Genomic DNA, 16,123 nt, shown 5'->3' on the forward strand with positions numbered 1-16,123 from the left:
TTCTTTACCAGATCGGCCTAGTGTGCATCCCGATACCCGGATGCCGCCGGTTCGCCCCATGGCAAAGAGGACCCGGAAATGAAGCGCTGCATGTTTGTCGACGATTCGAGCGTCATCAGAAAAGTTGCAAAACGGATTCTTGGCGGCTCCGACATGGTGGTGATCGAAGCGGCAACTGGACTTGATGCTGTCGAGATGTGCGCTGCCGAGATGCCTGATGTGATTGTCGTCGACGGCGCCCTGCCGGACATGCAAGCGGTCGACGTCATTCGCCAGGTTCGCGCCATGGAGAGCACGATCAAACCACAGATTCTGATCTCACTGGTCGAGGTCGACGTTGCCTCGATCATGAAGGCAAAGCGCGCCGGCGCCCAGGGTTATCTGTTGAAGCCGTTCAACCGGCCGCAACTGCTCGAACGTTTTCGTACCTTGAAGGTTGCCGCCTGATTCGGCTCGTTTTCGGCCAAAAAGGACAGCAAAAAACCCGGCCTGAGCCGGGTTTTTTGCATTGGTTCAATCGGATGGTGTTCGCTCAGGCGCTGACGCGGATGTCTTCCGGCTCGCGCAGCACATAGCCGCGACCCCAGACCGTCTCGATGTAGTTCTGGCCACCGGATGCTGCGTCGAGCTTCTTGCGCAGCTTGCAAATGAAGACGTCGATGATCTTCAGTTCCGGTTCGTCCATGCCGCCATAAAGGTGGTTGAGGAACATTTCCTTCGTCAGCGTGGTGCCCTTGCGCAGCGAGAGCAACTCCAGCATCTGGTATTCCTTGCCGGTCAGATGCACGCGCTGGCCGCCGACTTCGACGGTCTTGGCGTCGAGATTGACCACTAGGTCGCCGGTGGTGATGACCGACTGGGCATGGCCCTTGGAACGGCGCACGATGGCATGAATGCGGGCGACCAGCTCGTCCTTGTGGAACGGCTTGGTCATATAGTCGTCGGCGCCGAAGCCCAGGCCGCGCACCTTGTCCTCTATACCGGCCATGCCGGACAGGATCAGGATCGGCGTCTTCACCTTGGACAGGCGAAGTGTCCGCAAGACTTCGTAGCCGGACATATCGGGAAGGTTGAGGTCGAGAAGAATGATATCGTAATCATAAAGTTTACCGAGATCGACACCTTCTTCGCCGAGGTCGGTCGTGTAAACATTAAAACTTTCAGATTTGAGCATCAGCTCGATGCTCTGAGCGGTTGCACTGTCGTCTTCTATCAGCAGAACGCGCATTTCATTCCCCTTTTCTGCCGCCGGACCATGTCACGACCCATCCGGGACCGGAGCAGTGATTGCCTGAACAGAGGCTGCCATCGAATGGTTAACAAAACCTAATTCCGCACCAAGGACGGTACCAGATTTTTTAACCGCTTTCTACACCCTCTTGAATCTAATAATGAATCACAGAACCAAATCGCTAATGCTACACATTAATAAGTCGGACTAAGTGACTCAAGGGACTCGCTGGCCGGCTTCCGCATCGGGAGCCGGAATTTTTACCCGGCCTTAAGTCCTCGCCCTTATGATTAACAATGCGCGTAAACGAATGGTTACCGCCGGCAAAAAACTTTAGGGATTTGTTTCCCATAGTTCGGGGAATGCCGGTGGATACGGGCGGCGCCAGGCCCTGGCGGGCGGATTGGACGATATGTGCAGGTGTGCGTTTCCGGGAGTACCGAATCATGAAGTCACGTGAAAACCTCGTTCGGCTGAAGCAATTTCAGGTGAATGAGAAGCGGCGGCAGCTGCTGCAGCTCGACATGATGATCGCCGAGTTCGAGCGCATGGCCGTTGAACTGGAGCTTCAGATCACCGCCGAGGAGAAGAAGGCCGGGATCACCGACATCAATCATTTTGCCTATCCGACCTTCGCCAAGGCGGCGCGTCTGCGCCGTGATAACCTCAGAAACTCTCAAAGCGACCTCGCCCAGCAGCGAAGCGCTGCCGAATCATTACTCGGCGAAGCTGAAGCGGAGCTTTCCAAGGCCGAGATGCTGGAATCGCGCGACACCAAGATCCGCGACGCGGAACTCGGCGGTCGCAGCGCCATGATCGGCTGACGGCAGGGTTTTAACCCGACCGGCGCCCCCTGACGCCGCGCTTTGCTTTGCGTGTAGCGCGCCAAAAGGCTCCGGCGCTGCTGACCTGGCCGCAAGGCGGCCGCAGCTTCAGGCCCGTGTCAAATCCCCGTCCTGGTTCGCCGCCGCCCTCGCCCGCGCTTGCTTGATGTCAGGCACATGCTCTTCCGACCAGGACCGTATCTGGGTGAGCAGCCCCGCCAGGTTCTGGCCAAGTTCGGTCAATTCATATTCGACCCGCGGCGGGATCACCGGAAAGATTTCGCGCCGCACAAGCCCGTCGCGCTCGAGGACGCGCAGCGTCTGCGTCAGCATTTTAGGCGTGATGCCTTCGAGCTTGCGCGCCAGTTCGCCGTTGCGCATCCGGCCACGGCGCAGCGCACAAACCGTCAGATAGACCCATTTGCTGGCCAGCATCTCGAGCACGGCGTGCGAAGGACACGTCCGCTGGAAGGCGTCATAGCCGGAGCCGCAATCATTATCACTATCCATAAAGTGCCTATATATGAAAAAGGTACATACTGGACAAGGGAATATTACTATCCAAATGATAGTGGCACAGAAACCCCAGCAGGAGCCTCACCCATGCGTGCCGTTGTCCAGAATTCCGTCGGCGGACCCGACGTCCTCGTCATCGCCGATCGCCCTGCGCCCTTGCCCAAGTCAGGCGAAGTGCTCGTGCGCGTGCATGCCGCCGGCATCAATCCGGTCGATGGCTCGGTGCGCGCCGGTTACTATCCTTTGCTGGGCGAACCGCCCTTCACTTTGGGCTGGGATATTTCAGGCACGGTCGAGGCGGTAGGCCCAGGCGTCGATGGAGGCCTCAAGGTCGGTGACGCCGTGTTCGGCATGCCGCATTTTCCCAAGCAGGCCGCAGCCTATGCGGAACTCGCTGTCACCCCGGCTGATGAAATCGCACCGAAGCCGCAAGGCATCGATCACTTTCATGCAGGCGCGCTGCCGCTGGCCGGCCTGACCGCCTGGCAAGGCCTTGTCCGCCATGGCGGCCTGAAGCGCGGCCAGCGCGTGCTGATCCATGCCGCGGCCGGCGGCGTCGGGCATCTGGCGGTGCAGATCGCCAAGGCGCACGGCGCTTATGTCATCGCCACCGCCAGCCCGAAGAAACTCGATTTCGTCCGCTCGCTCGGCGCCGATGAAGTGGTCGACTACACCAAGCGAGATTTCACCGCCGAGGTCAGCGACGTCGACCTGGTGCTGGAGCCGATGGGCGGCGACCATGCCGACCAATCGCTGACAGTCCTGAAGGACGGTGGCGCCCTGGTGTCGCTGCTCAATGTCCACGACACCACCCGAGCCAAGGCTGCTGCGCGTGGGATCCGCGTCGAGCGCATGTCCGTCGTGCCCGACCGTGAAGGCCTCGTCGAACTTGGCAAACTGGTCGATGCGGGAAAGCTTGCGGTCCATGTGGCAAAGGCGTTTCCGCTCGAACAGGCGGGCGCCGCGCACGCTTTTCTCGCCACTAGGCCGATCGGCAAGGTGGTGCTGACGGTCTGAAGCAGGCATTACCGACAGGCAAAAGGGCGCGGTTACCGCGCCCTTTTCTGTTGTGGTCCTGGCTCTAGTGCCGGTATTGCTGGATGCGCGTCGTGCGCAGCCCGGCAAGGCCGTATTCGTCGATCGACGCTTGCCAGGACAGGAATTCCTCGGTGGTCAGCTTGTAGCGCTGGCATGCCTCGTCGAGGCTCAAAAGCCCGCCGCGCACCGCAGCAACCACTTCCGCCTTGCGCCGGATAACCCAGCGACGTGTATTCGTCGGCGGAAGATCGGCAATCGTAAGAGGGCTGCCGTCAGGCCCAATAACATATTTGACTCGCGGTCTAACAAGATCGGTCATCGTACTCTCTACTAAAAACTCAAAGACCCAATCCCCACCACATTACCGCCACAGCTTTAAAAATTGCCTAAGCGAACCCTAATGAGTAGGTAAGGATCATGAACGCCGCGTTAGTCTTTTTATCGGCATTTGAGGCAACGGCGGGCAGGCGCGCAATTTTCCCGCAAAATCGGCACCGCCGCAAAGCTAGCGCCGCTGGTGTGGTTGACCTATATTCGCGCCACTGCCATTGAAGCGCCGCGCAGAACGAAAGAACCATGAACAGCCTCGACCTTCCCGCCAGCCCGCAAAACACCCGCATCGTCGTCGCCATGTCGGGCGGTGTGGATTCGTCTGTCGTTGCCGGCCTTTTGAAGCGCGAAGGCTATGATGTCGTCGGCGTCACGCTGCAGCTCTACGACCATGGCGCCGCAACGCACCGGGCCGGGTCGTGCTGCGCCGGCCAGGACATTGACGATGCCCGCCGCGTTTCCGAGACACTGGGCATTCCGCATTACGTGCTCGACTATGAGGAGCGCTTCCGTAAGGCGGTCATCGACCCGTTTGCCGAAAGCTACGTCGCCGGCGAAACGCCCATTCCGTGCGTCTCTTGCAATCAGACGGTGAAGTTCGCCGACCTTTTGGCCACCGCCAAGGACCTTGGCGCCGATGCGCTCGCCACCGGCCACTATATCCGCTCCGGGGCCAATGGCGCCCACCGCGCGCTATTCCGGCCCGTCGATGCCGACCGCGACCAGAGCTATTTCCTGTTTGCCACCACGCAGGCGCAGATCGACTATCTGCGCTTTCCGCTGGGTGGGCTGTCCAAGCCTGCGGTGCGGGCCATCGCCGAAGAAATGCGGCTGACCGTTGCCGCCAAGCAGGACAGTCAGGACATCTGCTTCGTGCCCCAGGGCAAATATTCCGACATCATCGCCAAGCTGAAGCCAGCTGCCGCCAACCCAGGCGACATCGTCCATATCGACGGCCGCGTGCTCGGTCGCCATGACGGCATCCTGCGCTATACGATCGGCCAGCGCCGCGGCATCGGCATCGCCTCGGGCGAGCCGCTTTACGTCGTCCATCTCGACGCCGACCGGGCCCGTGTCATCGTCGGCCCGCGCGAGGCGCTGGAGACCCACAAGATCTATCTGCGCAACATGAACTGGCTGGGCGATCGCGCGCTGTCCGACATTCCGGCCGCCGGCATGGAGCTGTTCGCCAAGGTCCGCTCGACGCGGCCGCCGCGCCCGGCCGTGCTGCATCACCGCGCCGGCAGCACCTTTGTCGAACTGGTCGACGGCGAGTCCGGCATCGCGCCCGGACAGGCCTGCGTGCTCTATTCCGACGACGGCAACGAAGCCCGCGTCTTCGGCGGCGGCTTCATCGAGCGCTCCGAGCGCGGCGCCGAGGCCGAAGCCATGCTCAGCCGGCTCGCAGCCAGGCCGGCGCAGATTCCCGCAGAGTAAACACTACCCTCTCGGAGACAGTTTTAGTTTCGATCTGCCTTAAGGGCAGAGTTTCGAAACGGTCTCAGGACTTTGTGTGCGTGACTGTACCCGCCGTCAGGATGCGGAGCACCCTGATGGCTTCCTCGCCGCTGGTGCGCGGCTCGGCCCGCGTCTCGATACACTGGATGAAGTGCTCGAGCTCGCGCGTCAGCGGCATGCCCTGGCCGACCGCGACATAGGACGGCTCGTTGGTGGTGAAGGCCCACTGGCCGCTGTCCTGCCACACCGCGTGGCGGTAGACGGCCAGCTTGCGCTCCCATGGCTCGACATCGTCGAACACCGCCATTGCCTTGGTGCCGACCACGGTCAGCCGCCGCTCGCGATAGGGATTGAGCCGCGAGGTGAAGAGATGGCTGCGCAGCCCGTTGGGAAAACGCATGTGCAGATGCGCGAAATCGCTGAGATTGTCGAGGAGTGCCGCCCCCTCGCCCCTGACCTCGATCGGCTCGGTGCCGGTGATGGCCAGGATCATCGACAGATCGTGCGGCGCCAGATCCCACAGTGCGTCGTTCTCGGTGTGGAATTTGCCGAGGCCGAGCCGGTGCGAGTGGATGTAGCGGACCTCGCCGAGCTCGCCATTGTCGATCAGCGCCTTCAGCGTCTCGAAGGCGGGATGGAAGCGCAAGACATGGCCGACCATGAACACGCGGCCATTGTCCCTGGCCGCCTGCACGGCGCGCTCGGCGTCGGGCACGGTCAACGCAATCGGCTTTTCCACCAGCACGTCCTTGCCGGCCTCAGCGGCGCGCACGGCAAGATCGGCATGGAACTGCGGCGGCAGCGCCATGACGATGGCGTCGATATCATCACGCACGAACAGCTGGTCGGGCTCGATCGCCAGGCAGTCCTGCTCGCTGGCAAAGCCTTCGGCCCGCGCCCGATTGGCATCGGAAACCGCATGCAGCGCGCCGAGCGCCTTGAGGGTGCGGATGTGGTTGCTGCCCCAGTATCCGCAACCGAGGACTGCAATGCGCGGCTTCATCAGCTTCAAACTCTAATTTCTTGGCCGAGACATAGCGGCGTGCCCCGTCGAACTCAACCCCGGTGGCTTACCGGAGATGCCAGCCCGGCAAAGCTTTTACCGGCGACAATATGCCGGCGCCCCTCGCGCATCGATGCTTGACAGGCTCGCCCTCCCAACCTTATATCCGCGCGACCTTGGCGAACGCCTCGAAATGCCTTTCGATTTAAGGCGGATTTCGGGCCTTTCGCCGCCCTGGCGGGGTAGCTCAGTTGGTTAGAGCACGGGAATCATAATCCTGGGGTCGGGGGTTCAAGTCCCTCTCCCGCTACCACCATTCCCCCCGCTCGTTTGACGCCGTGGGGGAAGGCACCCTCGCCCAAGAGTGCCGTTAACCGCCCAGCGATTTCGACTTCGACGCCGCCGATCCTCGATGGATCTCGAAACACCGTGACGGTTTCGACCAAGTCGCGCATTGCCTCTGCACATTCGGAATCGCCAAAAGCAATGCCCTTAGCAAGCCCGGTCCGAAGTTGGTTTAGTTGTTCCTCGTAGCGAGCGAGCACCGCAGGGTGCAGCGCGATCACTCCCGTAGCGGCGGGCACCCGATCCAACTCGGCTAGAATGCCCTTACGCTCTTCATTCAGCGTTGTTGATTGCGGTCCCAGCACGGCTGGGTCGCCATAGCCCTTGGCAATGGCGTTGACCAGGCGCTCGATCTCCCGAGTTAGTTCTTCAAGCCGTCGCTCCAAACGGCTGCGCCTGGCATCGGTGTCGGCTGCCAAGCGCTTCCGTTCTTCGTGGTAGGTCTGGACGTACTGGGCAATCACTTCGGGATGGCGCAACTCGGCGGAAAGGCCGTTCAGAACTGCAGCTTCGACCGTATCCAAATAGAAGGTCTTGGGATCGGCGCATGTTCCGCTTTCAGTCGCGGCGGAACAGCGGATGCGAATGCGCTTGGACTTGTCCACGCCTTTCGACGACATTCCCGCACCACAGGCACCACACCTCAGGAGCCCCGTCAACATGTGCCGTGGTCGGCGCTGGTGGCTTGGATGAGTGGCTGCACGCGCCTTCTTGCGTGCTTGTGCTGCGTCGAACAGGTCGGACGGAACAATAGCGAGGTCGGGCACTGCGACTACTCGCCAGTCACCCTTGGGATTTGGGCGCGAGACACGTTTCCCCGTGTCAGGATCCTTGATCATTCTGACCCTGTTCCAGATCAGGCGGCCAGCATAAAGCTCATTGTGAAGCAGCCCCGTCCCTCTCTGCACATTTCCATTGATGGTGGAGGCATTCCAGGCACGACCGCGAGGCGGCGGTATGCGGTCTGTGTTTAGATCGTGAGCGATATCGCGCGGGGTTTGCCCTGCGACATACTCTCGAAAGACACGACGCACGATTTCCGCTTCATCCTCTGCGATCATCCGCTTCCCGGGATCGCCTAGCACGTACGAATAGCCATAGGTCAGACCGCCGGCGTGAAGCCCTTTGTTGACTCGGCCGGCTTGGCCCCTGCGGACTTTGTGAGCGATGTCCTCTCGGTATAGCTGGCCAACGAGACCGCGCAGGCCGACCAAGACCGTGTTCACCACGCCTTCGTGAACGGCACGAATTTCGATGCCGAGAAATGAAAGGCGTTTGTGAATGCCCGCAAGGTCTTCCATGTCGCGCGAGAGCCGATCAAGTGCCTCTACGACGAGCACGTCGAATTCGTGCTCACGCGCTTTGTCCATGAGCTGAAGTAATCCGTCACGGCCCAGGACGGAGCCACCGGAGCGTGCTCGGTCGTCAAACGTTGCGACAACGTTCAACCCCTCACGTTCTGCATATGCTCGGCACAAAGCGAGTTGATCGTCGATTGATCGCTCATTTTGGAGGTCGGTTGAGAAGCGTGCGTAGATCGCGGTTCGAGTCATGATAAGTTTTCTCGGCCTGTTCACGCTCGTGGTCTTCGCGAGCCGCTTGGCGCGCAAGTGCTTTTGCAAGGCGCAGAATCGCTCTATCAGGCGCTCGGAACAAGGCCCTTTTTTGGTGCCTCACAACCATTGCGAGTAGCGCTCGCTACGGATCGGCTGGGCTTCTGCTGAAAATAAGAATGCGCGGCTTGGTTCGATCCTGCCGAGATCATGATCTTGGTCCATGTCTCCCAGATGCGCGCATGCAGGAGATGAGAAAAGCCATCAAATTGATTAGTCGCAGAATTGGATAGCAAGGCGTGCTTTTCGGAAATCCGTAAGTCCCAACCTCAAGCCGCAAGCTATTCCGGGCGGCTCTGGAGAAGCTCTCAGGCATGTCTGGCGGGATCGCCTGACTACACCCACCGCCGTCTTTCCGAGGTTGTAGGCAACAAGTGGCGCGGGCCCTCACGACCTCCTCAACCTCGTTTCTAATACTCGTCTGGGCATTGCACAGGATCGATTTCCTTTCCCAATTCAAAGAGCAGAGACGACACGCGGTTGCGCACACGCGGGGGGAGTCGCATCAGCTTTCGATCAAGCGTCTGCCTTCCGCGCTGGCGATGAATCCCAGGCGTTCGTCTACGGTCAGGAGCGGAGCGGTTGCCTCGCCATTGCCCGGCAGACCATCGAAGAAGCGGCTGACAGGAACATCCAGCGAGCGGGCGATTTCGTAGAGCGTGGAAGCGCTGACGCGGTTGCGCGCGCTTTCGTATTTCTGGAGCTGTTGAAAGCTGATGCGGATCGCACGGGCCAGTTGCGCCTGCGAGACGTCCGACTGGACTCGCAGAGTCGCGATCTGCCTGCCGACGTGACGGTCGGCCGGATGGGGACCGACCTCACCGTTAGGTGCCACACCGCTTTGAAAACGATCCAAGATTTTCATCAAGGCTTCACCTGCTCTGTGAGTTTTGCTGCTTTTCTGAGCTTGGGTTCGTCGCAACGTCTAAACGGTGAAGACGGACGAGGTCATTCAGTACCGATCGGATGTGCGGCCAGGGAAAATCGTCTGGATGTTCCCAGTGCTCACCGTCACGCAGGATGACCTTGAGCTTGGCCAAAATGCCTTCGATGGACGTGGCCGCTGTCTGCGGTAGATCATCCAGAAGTGCCCCTTCGACTGTTTCCGATTGCCGGATCAGTTCGTCTGTTCTCGAATAGCCGATCTCAGCATCAGCAGCGTCCCAGCGCGCCTGGTGTGCCACGAAATCCGCAAGCGCCCTGCCCCATTCGACTTCATTTTCAGGAGAGTGGGCATCGTTCAGGCTCTCGATGGAATGGAGCGTCACGTCCGTACCATCGGCAAGCCGCACCTTGGCGCAGGGAAAGCCAACTATCCTGGCGAGGTGTGTCTCCAACCGCTGCTGTTCGCGGCACAGCGCCAGTGTCTCATCATGGATTCTTTGCCAGCTCCCACACAGACGAAGAGCAGGATCGGCCGCGCTGCCGTCCGTCAGTTCGCCAGCCAGCGATTTTGCCTGGAAGGGCCATGCCGCCGCGCCCGTGGCCGTTCCCGTCAGCAAGCGCCGCCGGGTGATGAAAAACAAATTCATGCTATCGTCGGAATCATCCATGATCCGAGCTCCAAACAGCTTTGCATGGTTGGTGATACAGCCAAACGCTTTGGCGGCCTCAGCTAAATATCTGAATTTAAGATAACTGAAAATCAGATATAAAGGAAGCCCCCATCTGAGTTCAGATGAGGTGATAAGTGGTCGATACACTCGGTACGAATCGGCACAAAGCTTTGATCGCGCTGCTGATCAAAAACCGTGAAGCGGCAGGCCTTACGCAAGTTGAGTTGGCAACCAGGCTCGGCCAATACCAATCGTTCGTAGCTCGACTAGAAAGCGGACAGAGACGTGTTGATGTCGTGGAGTTTATAAACCTCGCCGAGATTCTCGGTTTTAGCGCTCCGTCAGCCATCAAGAAGCTATCGGAAGTAACAGGTTGAGCGATGGGAGCGTGTGACCGCGCTAGTGCAAATTGACAATTTGCAGAACCGGCAAGGAAGCCCCCAGGTTGTTGCACCTACCCGTTCAATCGGACCTCTTCACCTCAGCCTTCGACCCCCATCGAATGGGATCCTCAACCCAGCGGTTGATCTCGGATTCATGCCACCCGGCGCCATTGGTGCTGATCCTCAGTTGAGCCGGGAACGTGCCGTCGGCGATCTTGCGATAGATTGTCGAGCGGGACAGGCCGGTCCTGGCGAGGACTGTTTTGAGACGAACGATACGATCCGGCTCGGACATAGCTTGCGTCCACCTGAATGGTTGTTGCTGATTTCTGTTGGGACAGACAGGACGAACCCATGCCGGAGGCAATCCGATTTTTCGCTTCATCCGCCTGTAGCGTGAAAACGGTGGCAAATCGGAGGGGTGTCAGAGCCCAAGGCCCCGCCCCTTTCCGATGCCATGGCTGAATGCCAGTTCCACACCCAGACGCCGGCCGGATTCGACCTCGATGCCAAGCGCCTTCTTATGATTGGCAAGCATGGATTCAAGCTGCGGATCGCGTTCAAGGCTCTTGGCCATATCGGACATGGCCGAGCGCGTTGACTTGTAGCCGGACATGTCGCCGGCCTGATATTGCTCCCGTCCCGTCCGATCGAGCTTTTGCCAGCGTTCGACGAAACGGTCGGCGCGGCGGCCTGGATCGATGTCCATCCCGGTGCGGATTTCCGTCTCAAGCTGGAGAGCAAGCACGATGCGGCGGACGCGGCCAGCCCCCGCCTCGTGGACAAGTTCGGGATTTTTCACATAAGCCGCTTCGGCATCGCGCCAGCCAAAGGGCCGCACCTTCTCGAAGGCCCTACGGGCATCCCTCAACTCGCGCATCTGCTCGGGACTGCCCAGCCCATCCGCATCTCCGTTGTGCGATATCGCGTCGATAGCGCGCGCGTGACGAATAAGCGCCTTCGTACGAGCGCTGCGCAACGCCGCTTCCGCGTCCACCGGCACATTCGTGTCGCGCGGCACTCCGGTGGCAAGATTTCCTCTGCCGGGCGTCGGGTCTGCATCTCCGATCCGCACCCCAACACTCTCCCTTCCCGGCCCAGGTCCACGTTCCTGCATGGGCACGGCGTCTGCGGGCGAGCGCAACCCGTCGAGCAGTCCGCCTATCCTGTCGCGCAGCTTCTCCGGAACGATCCGGCGCACGATCTCGACCACGCGCTCGCGGAACGTGATACCGCGCCGTTCGGCATAGTGTTGCGCCGAGTCGACCTGCTCGTAATCCGACGCCATATCTTTGGCGCGGTCCCGTGACAGCGTCCGGACGAGGCGTTCGCGGGTCGTGAAGTCATCGCTGCCGTAGTGCAGGTCCATTCCGTCTCGATGCCGCGACAGTGCGACGTAGCTGCCATGCGCATCCATGCCCGGTGTGGCGAGCACATGCGTCCGGTCGACGGTCATGCCCTGGGCCTTGTGAATGGTCGCGGCATAGCCGTGGTCGATGTGGGCATAGTCTTTCAGATCGAAGCGCACGGATCGGCCATCATCGGTGCGCACGGTCATGCCTTGTTTGCTGACTTCTTCCACAATGCCGAGCGTGCCGTTCTTGACGCCAAGCCCGCGCTCGTTGCGCAAGAACATGACCCGGTCGCCGCTGGCGAAGTTTCTTGGGCCGCGTTCCACATCCACCTGAACCTCGTCGCCGAGATCGCCAGCAGCGCGCATGCGCTCGCGCGCTGCCTGGTTGAGCGCGCTCACCTCGTTGTTTGTGTGGGTGAGGATGATCCGGCTTGCCTCTGGATGCGCCTGCCTGTCGCGATCCCAGCGCTCGACGAGTTCAGCTCGCGCCTCGTCGCGCGTTGCAGCCTGATGCACCATGCCTTGCGCATCGTAGGTGCCGATCGCGGCGCCGATCCTGCCGGTTGCCAGATCGCGCGTGGCATCGCGCTGCCAGTCCTCACGCTGCCGGCGAACCTGACCGATTTCGACGCCGCCATGACGCTCGTGGATGGAACGGAATGCGGCGCCGGCCTCGATCGCCTGCAACTGCTGCGGATCGCCGACGAGTACGACTTTTGCGCCAACGTCGGCGGCATGGGAAAGCACGCGCTCCAACTGGCGCGTGCCGACCATGCCGGCCTCATCAATCACCAGGACATCGCGAGCTGTGAGCAGATCGCGGCCCTGTCCCCAGCTATGCTCCATACTGGCGATGGTGCGTGATGAGATGCCTGATCCGCCTTCCAGATTCTCGGCGGCAATGCCGGAGAGTGCGGCGCCTCGAACCTCGTAGCCCGCCGCTGCCCATGCCTGGCGCGCAACGCCCAGCATGGCGCTCTTGCCCGTTCCGGCAAAGCCGACGACGACACCAAGACCGTTTCTATCGGTGATATGCGCCAGCGCATCGGTCTGCTCGCTCGAAAGGACAAGCCCGCGTTGCGCTGCGCGCGCCAGTGCCGCCTCGCGATGTGCGTTACTCACCGCGTGTCTCTCGTCCAAATCGATACGCTCCGCAGCGCGGTGAAGGCGCTGTTCGGTGTCGATCATCTGCCGAGTGGTGAAGCGATCTTCGCCACGTCCGTCCTTGCCGAGTTCAATCAGATCGGGTGCGTTGCTAATGGCTGCCACGACCGCGTTGAACTGCTCCACTCCGTCGCTGTGCCGATGCGAGAACTTCGCAATGTCCTTTCGGGTGAAAGTCGATTGCTGATGCGTGATGGCATCGAGCGCCACGGATGGATCGGCAATGATGCGCGCACCATTGTTGCGCGCGATGTCGCGATGCAGTTCGGCGCGATCTGCTTCAATGTCGCTAGCAGCAAGGCCACTGCCCTCAATGCGCTGTGCTGGCGCACCAATCTGGGTTTGCGGCTCCAGTGAAATGCCCTGCGCTTCCAGACTGCGATGATCGATGTGCGCGTCGATGTCGAGTTCGGCCAGGCGTTCATTGGCCAGCTCCGCCCATCGCTCGCGCCAGCGCTCAACCAGCTGGGTAGCATTCCAGTCTCGAACCTTGGCGCCAAAACCATTCTCGTCCACGGCCCGCATGGTCAGCATGACATGAGCATGCGGCTTGGGGCTTCCATCCTCTGCGCGGTCCCAGTGCACATTGAGATCGGCGACCATGCCCCGGCTTACGAACTCAGCCTGAACGAAGTCGCGCGCCAACTCGATGCCTTGCGCCTGGCTGAGTTCACGCGGGAGCGCAAACTCGACCTCGCGGGCAAGTTGCGCATCCTTCCTCACCTCGAACGCCTCGACATCGTTCCAAAGCCGTTCGCGGTCGCGCCAGGCCTCCGGTGCATCCTCCGGCAGCATCACCTCGGAATGAACGACACCGCGCTTGGCGGAGAAGTCGTGGCTGCGTTCTATCCGCTCGTCACGCAGCCGCGAGGCCGAGCGGTAGGCGGCGGACGCCACAGCGCTTGAGCCTGCCTTGCGGCCAATGACCTTGACGTGAAGATGATAGATCGCCATCGCGACCAGATCATTTGCACGTCAAAGCCCACGTCGGCACGACGTATAAGCGCGCCCTCCCTCGAAAAAATCTCGGGATGGACCAGCCCGTCCCGGGCTGTCTCGGCGACCCTGAAGCCTTCCGGCAGCCGCTCCCCTATCATCCTCCGACCGACAACCGATGGAGACAGCCATGCGCAAACCGCGGGACTTCGACGCAGAACTTCAAGCCCTGGAAGAAAAAGCGCGAGAGCTCAAAACCAGAAAGGTGCAGCAGCTTGGCGAGCTGGTGATCGCCACCGGCGCCGATCAGCTCAGCGCGGACGAACTGGCGGGCGCACTGGTCGCAATCACTGAGACGAAAGACACGGCAAAGCGTGAGGCATGGGCTAAGCGTGGGGTGATGTTTTTCGAGAGCAGGTCCCGGCGAACTGCTTCGGCATCTCAGCGCAACCCTCGCGGCGCTCCAGCGCAATCGGGCAGCGCGCAATCGCCGGCAGGCGGCACAGGCTCGCAATGACATGAGAACATGGCAGGTGGAGCGTCGCAAACGCACCCGACAGCTGATCGAGCTTGGCGGTCTCGTCCTCAAGGCAGGCATTGTCGAGCTCACCAATGACGATCGCGCAATCATCTACGGCGCGATGCTCTGGATCGCCGCGAAGCTGCAGGGCCATGACGGTAAGCATGCCCGGGAGCTTTTGGCCGCGAAGGGAAAGCAGGCATTCGATGGTGAACGGCGTGAAGAGCAGATGGACTGGCGAACATAGCCACAGTTGGCGAGCAGCGGCCAGTCCGAAGTCGGAACAGCAAACTTCCGCCGGTGTGCCAGCGCCGCAGTCAAGCGCTTGCGCAGGAAGCTTTCGCGATCTCCTCGCGACCGCCGACAATCTTCTCTCGCGAGCCTTGATCCTGATCATATAGAGCGCAAGGCTCGCGTTGGCGACGCTCGTCAAAGCGGGCGCTGCCCTATGAGCGAACTTCAAAATCCAGATCGTGCCCTCGAAACCTCCCACGCCCTCCAGATTCGATCATGCACACTGCGCATTGATACAAACTCTATAGCCAGGGTGAGAGCCAGCGGCATTGCTCTGCACAGCTGGAACGGGCGGAAAAGTGAAGGAAGCTCCTCGCTTTAGATGAGATAGGCAAAAGCATCCCAGCCGATGGGACAACAGAAGCGAAACTTACTCTTGTCATGTTGCGCAAAAGAGGTGGATTTTACGAAGAAACGTACTATTTGCGCCGTGGGCAGGCTAGAAAAATCAAAGGTCGCTCAATTCATCCGATACAAAAAAGGGAAATCATATGACCACTGCTCTCGAGCAAGGCAACAAACTGGATACCGTGTCGATAACGGCTGACATTGTCGCCGCCTATGTATCGAACAATCCAGTACCGGTTGGCGAGTTGCCGAAACTCATCGGCGACATCCATGCCGCCCTGAATGGCATCGGCACGCCGGCGGTAGAACCTGTGGTAAAACAGGACCCGGCAGTTTCGATCAAGAAATCGGTGACACCTGACTTCATCATCTGTCTGGAAGACGGAAGGAAATTCAAATCGCTCAAGCGGCACCTTCAGCACTTCAACCTGACCCCCGACGAATACCGGCAGAAATGGAACCTGCCGTCCGACTATCCGATGGTGGCGCCGAACTACGCGGCTACCCGGTCGGCTCTGGCGAAATCAATAGGGCTCGGGCGCAAGGCGGCGACGCCCACGTCTGCCGCGGCGGAAAAACCAAAACGGGCTACTCGTGCGGCGGCAGCGGCGACGACTGCGGCGGCCATGAAGTCGCCGCTGAAGAAGGTCCGCAAGGCGCCGGCCAAAGCGTAACGCGCTGCACCTAGCGGACGTGCCAAGTTGTATAGGACCTGAACATGGCAAAGCCCCGCCTTGCGGCGGGGCTTCGTGTTTTGTCGGGTCACTCTGCGGCGCGGCGTGACCAGATGAGCGAGAACTCACCCTCGGTGTCGGTCTCGACCAGGCTCGCATAGATCGGAGCGGGGAAGCTGGGATCGTCGAGCTTGACCGAGTGGTAGTCGCGTCCCTCGCGCGAGGTCTTCTTCCATGCCGCCCCGAACTCGGTGGCGCCAGCGAAGATGCGGAAGTCGGGACCCTTTTCATTTTCGCCATCCGTCGGAGCGAACGTTACCGTCTTGACGTTGAGATTGAGGGTCTTGACCGAGCCGGAGAAGCCGTTCGCGGTGCGGGAGAAAGTGCCGATCGTAGCCATGGTGATGTTCCTTTGTGTTTTCTCGGGCCGCGCCCATCGCGGCCTCGATGGTGGACGTGAGACCGGAAACGATCGGTCTGCATCCCGAAGGGGCTGAAACGAAGTGGAAGACGGCGACGCGAGGCTTTCTTGGACC

18 protein-coding genes and 1 tRNA gene are annotated in these 16,123 nt (G+C 60.6%); 9 read left to right on the forward strand and 10 right to left on the reverse strand.

Annotated features, from left to right (window positions below; genetic code table 11):
* Window positions 1-78 precede the first annotated feature (78 nt).
* Entirely contained in the window at window positions 79-447 is a 369-nt protein-coding gene (locus tag AC3EMP_RS29380) for a response regulator transcription factor (protein ID WP_023669946.1), read from the forward strand.
* 85 nt (window positions 448-532) lie between these two features.
* On the opposite strand, the gene ctrA is transcribed toward AC3EMP_RS29380, so the two are convergent.
* Window positions 533-1,228, reverse strand: a complete 696-nt coding sequence (gene ctrA, locus AC3EMP_RS29385; protein ID WP_006203583.1) for a response regulator transcription factor CtrA — start codon at window positions 1,226-1,228, stop codon at window positions 533-535.
* Window positions 1,229-1,677: 449 nt separating this feature from the next.
* On the opposite strand from ctrA, the gene AC3EMP_RS29390 reads away from it, so the two are divergent.
* Entirely contained in the window at window positions 1,678-2,055 is a 378-nt protein-coding gene (locus tag AC3EMP_RS29390) for a flagellar export protein FliJ (RefSeq protein ID WP_023669945.1), read from the forward strand.
* Between the two features lie 108 nt (window positions 2,056-2,163).
* Here the strand turns inward: AC3EMP_RS29390 and AC3EMP_RS29395 are convergent, their stop codons facing one another.
* Entirely contained in the window at window positions 2,164-2,565 is a 402-nt protein-coding gene (locus tag AC3EMP_RS29395; RefSeq protein ID WP_023669944.1) for a winged helix-turn-helix transcriptional regulator, read from the reverse strand.
* A gap of 93 nt (window positions 2,566-2,658) precedes the next feature.
* Between AC3EMP_RS29395 and AC3EMP_RS29400 the strand changes: the two genes are divergently transcribed.
* Window positions 2,659-3,588, forward strand: coding sequence for an NADP-dependent oxidoreductase (locus tag AC3EMP_RS29400; RefSeq protein WP_023669943.1), 930 nt, complete (start codon window positions 2,659-2,661; stop codon window positions 3,586-3,588).
* 64 nt (window positions 3,589-3,652) lie between these two features.
* Here AC3EMP_RS29400 and sciP read toward each other — a convergent pair whose 3' ends face one another.
* Window positions 3,653-3,928: a CtrA inhibitor SciP gene (sciP, locus tag AC3EMP_RS29405; RefSeq protein ID WP_013529904.1), complete on the reverse strand. Its 276-nt coding sequence runs from the start codon at window positions 3,926-3,928 to the stop codon at window positions 3,653-3,655.
* 257 nt (window positions 3,929-4,185) lie between these two features.
* Here sciP and mnmA point away from each other — a divergent pair, with 257 nt between their 5' ends.
* On the forward strand, window positions 4,186-5,376 hold the full coding sequence (gene mnmA, locus AC3EMP_RS29410; RefSeq protein ID WP_023669942.1) for a tRNA 2-thiouridine(34) synthase MnmA: 1,191 nt from the start codon (window positions 4,186-4,188) through the stop codon (window positions 5,374-5,376).
* 64 nt (window positions 5,377-5,440) lie between these two features.
* Here mnmA and AC3EMP_RS29415 read toward each other — a convergent pair whose 3' ends face one another.
* The gene (locus tag AC3EMP_RS29415; protein ID WP_023669941.1) at window positions 5,441-6,400 is read right to left on the reverse strand and encodes a Gfo/Idh/MocA family protein; all 960 of its coding nucleotides are present in this window, start codon (window positions 6,398-6,400) and stop codon (window positions 5,441-5,443) included.
* Window positions 6,401-6,636: 236 nt separating this feature from the next.
* On the opposite strand from AC3EMP_RS29415, the gene AC3EMP_RS29420 reads away from it, so the two are divergent.
* Window positions 6,637-6,713, forward strand: a tRNA-Met gene (locus AC3EMP_RS29420).
* Here AC3EMP_RS29420 and AC3EMP_RS29425 read toward each other — a convergent pair.
* The 3 genes from AC3EMP_RS29425 to AC3EMP_RS29435 form a co-directional block, all read right to left on the reverse strand.
* The gene (locus AC3EMP_RS29425) at window positions 6,670-8,298 is read right to left on the reverse strand and encodes a recombinase family protein (RefSeq protein WP_031201392.1); all 1,629 of its coding nucleotides are present in this window, start codon (window positions 8,296-8,298) and stop codon (window positions 6,670-6,672) included. The two genes, AC3EMP_RS29420 and AC3EMP_RS29425, sit on opposite strands and share 44 nt — an antisense overlap.
* A gap of 565 nt (window positions 8,299-8,863) precedes the next feature.
* Window positions 8,864-9,223: a helix-turn-helix domain-containing protein gene (locus tag AC3EMP_RS29430; protein ID WP_352624172.1), complete on the reverse strand. Its 360-nt coding sequence runs from the start codon at window positions 9,221-9,223 to the stop codon at window positions 8,864-8,866.
* Between the two features lie 7 nt (window positions 9,224-9,230).
* Window positions 9,231-9,911, reverse strand: a complete 681-nt coding sequence (locus AC3EMP_RS29435; RefSeq protein ID WP_023669908.1) for a hypothetical protein — start codon at window positions 9,909-9,911, stop codon at window positions 9,231-9,233.
* A gap of 137 nt (window positions 9,912-10,048) precedes the next feature.
* On the opposite strand from AC3EMP_RS29435, the gene AC3EMP_RS29440 reads away from it, so the two are divergent.
* The gene (locus tag AC3EMP_RS29440; protein WP_023699715.1) at window positions 10,049-10,291 is read left to right on the forward strand and encodes a helix-turn-helix domain-containing protein; all 243 of its coding nucleotides are present in this window, start codon (window positions 10,049-10,051) and stop codon (window positions 10,289-10,291) included.
* Between the two features lie 85 nt (window positions 10,292-10,376).
* Here AC3EMP_RS29440 and AC3EMP_RS29445 read toward each other — a convergent pair whose 3' ends face one another.
* Both AC3EMP_RS29445 and traA read right to left on the reverse strand, forming a co-directional pair.
* A complete protein-coding gene (locus AC3EMP_RS29445) occupies window positions 10,377-10,592 on the reverse strand; it encodes a helix-turn-helix transcriptional regulator (protein WP_023669907.1) in 216 nt (71 codons plus the stop codon).
* Window positions 10,593-10,721: 129 nt separating this feature from the next.
* Window positions 10,722-13,769, reverse strand: a complete 3,048-nt coding sequence (traA, locus tag AC3EMP_RS29450; RefSeq protein ID WP_352711316.1) for a Ti-type conjugative transfer relaxase TraA — start codon at window positions 13,767-13,769, stop codon at window positions 10,722-10,724.
* 172 nt (window positions 13,770-13,941) lie between these two features.
* On the opposite strand from traA, the gene AC3EMP_RS29455 reads away from it, so the two are divergent.
* The 3 genes from AC3EMP_RS29455 (at window position 13,942) to AC3EMP_RS29465 (ending at window position 15,587) form a co-directional block, all read left to right on the forward strand.
* Entirely contained in the window at window positions 13,942-14,268 is a 327-nt protein-coding gene (locus tag AC3EMP_RS29455; protein WP_023669905.1) for a conjugal transfer protein TraD, read from the forward strand.
* Between the two features lies 1 nt (window position 14,269).
* On the forward strand, window positions 14,270-14,518 hold the full coding sequence (locus tag AC3EMP_RS29460; RefSeq protein ID WP_023669904.1) for a conjugal transfer protein TraD: 249 nt from the start codon (window positions 14,270-14,272) through the stop codon (window positions 14,516-14,518).
* Between the two features lie 538 nt (window positions 14,519-15,056).
* Window positions 15,057-15,587, forward strand: a complete 531-nt coding sequence (locus tag AC3EMP_RS29465) for a Ros/MucR family transcriptional regulator (protein WP_023669903.1) — start codon at window positions 15,057-15,059, stop codon at window positions 15,585-15,587.
* Between the two features lie 88 nt (window positions 15,588-15,675).
* Here AC3EMP_RS29465 and AC3EMP_RS29470 read toward each other — a convergent pair whose 3' ends face one another.
* Window positions 15,676-15,987, reverse strand: a complete 312-nt coding sequence (locus tag AC3EMP_RS29470; RefSeq protein WP_023669902.1) for a DUF736 domain-containing protein — start codon at window positions 15,985-15,987, stop codon at window positions 15,676-15,678.
* Between the last annotated feature and the right edge of the window lie 136 nt (window positions 15,988-16,123).

Source organism: Mesorhizobium sp. P160219 (genome assembly GCF_057786095.1).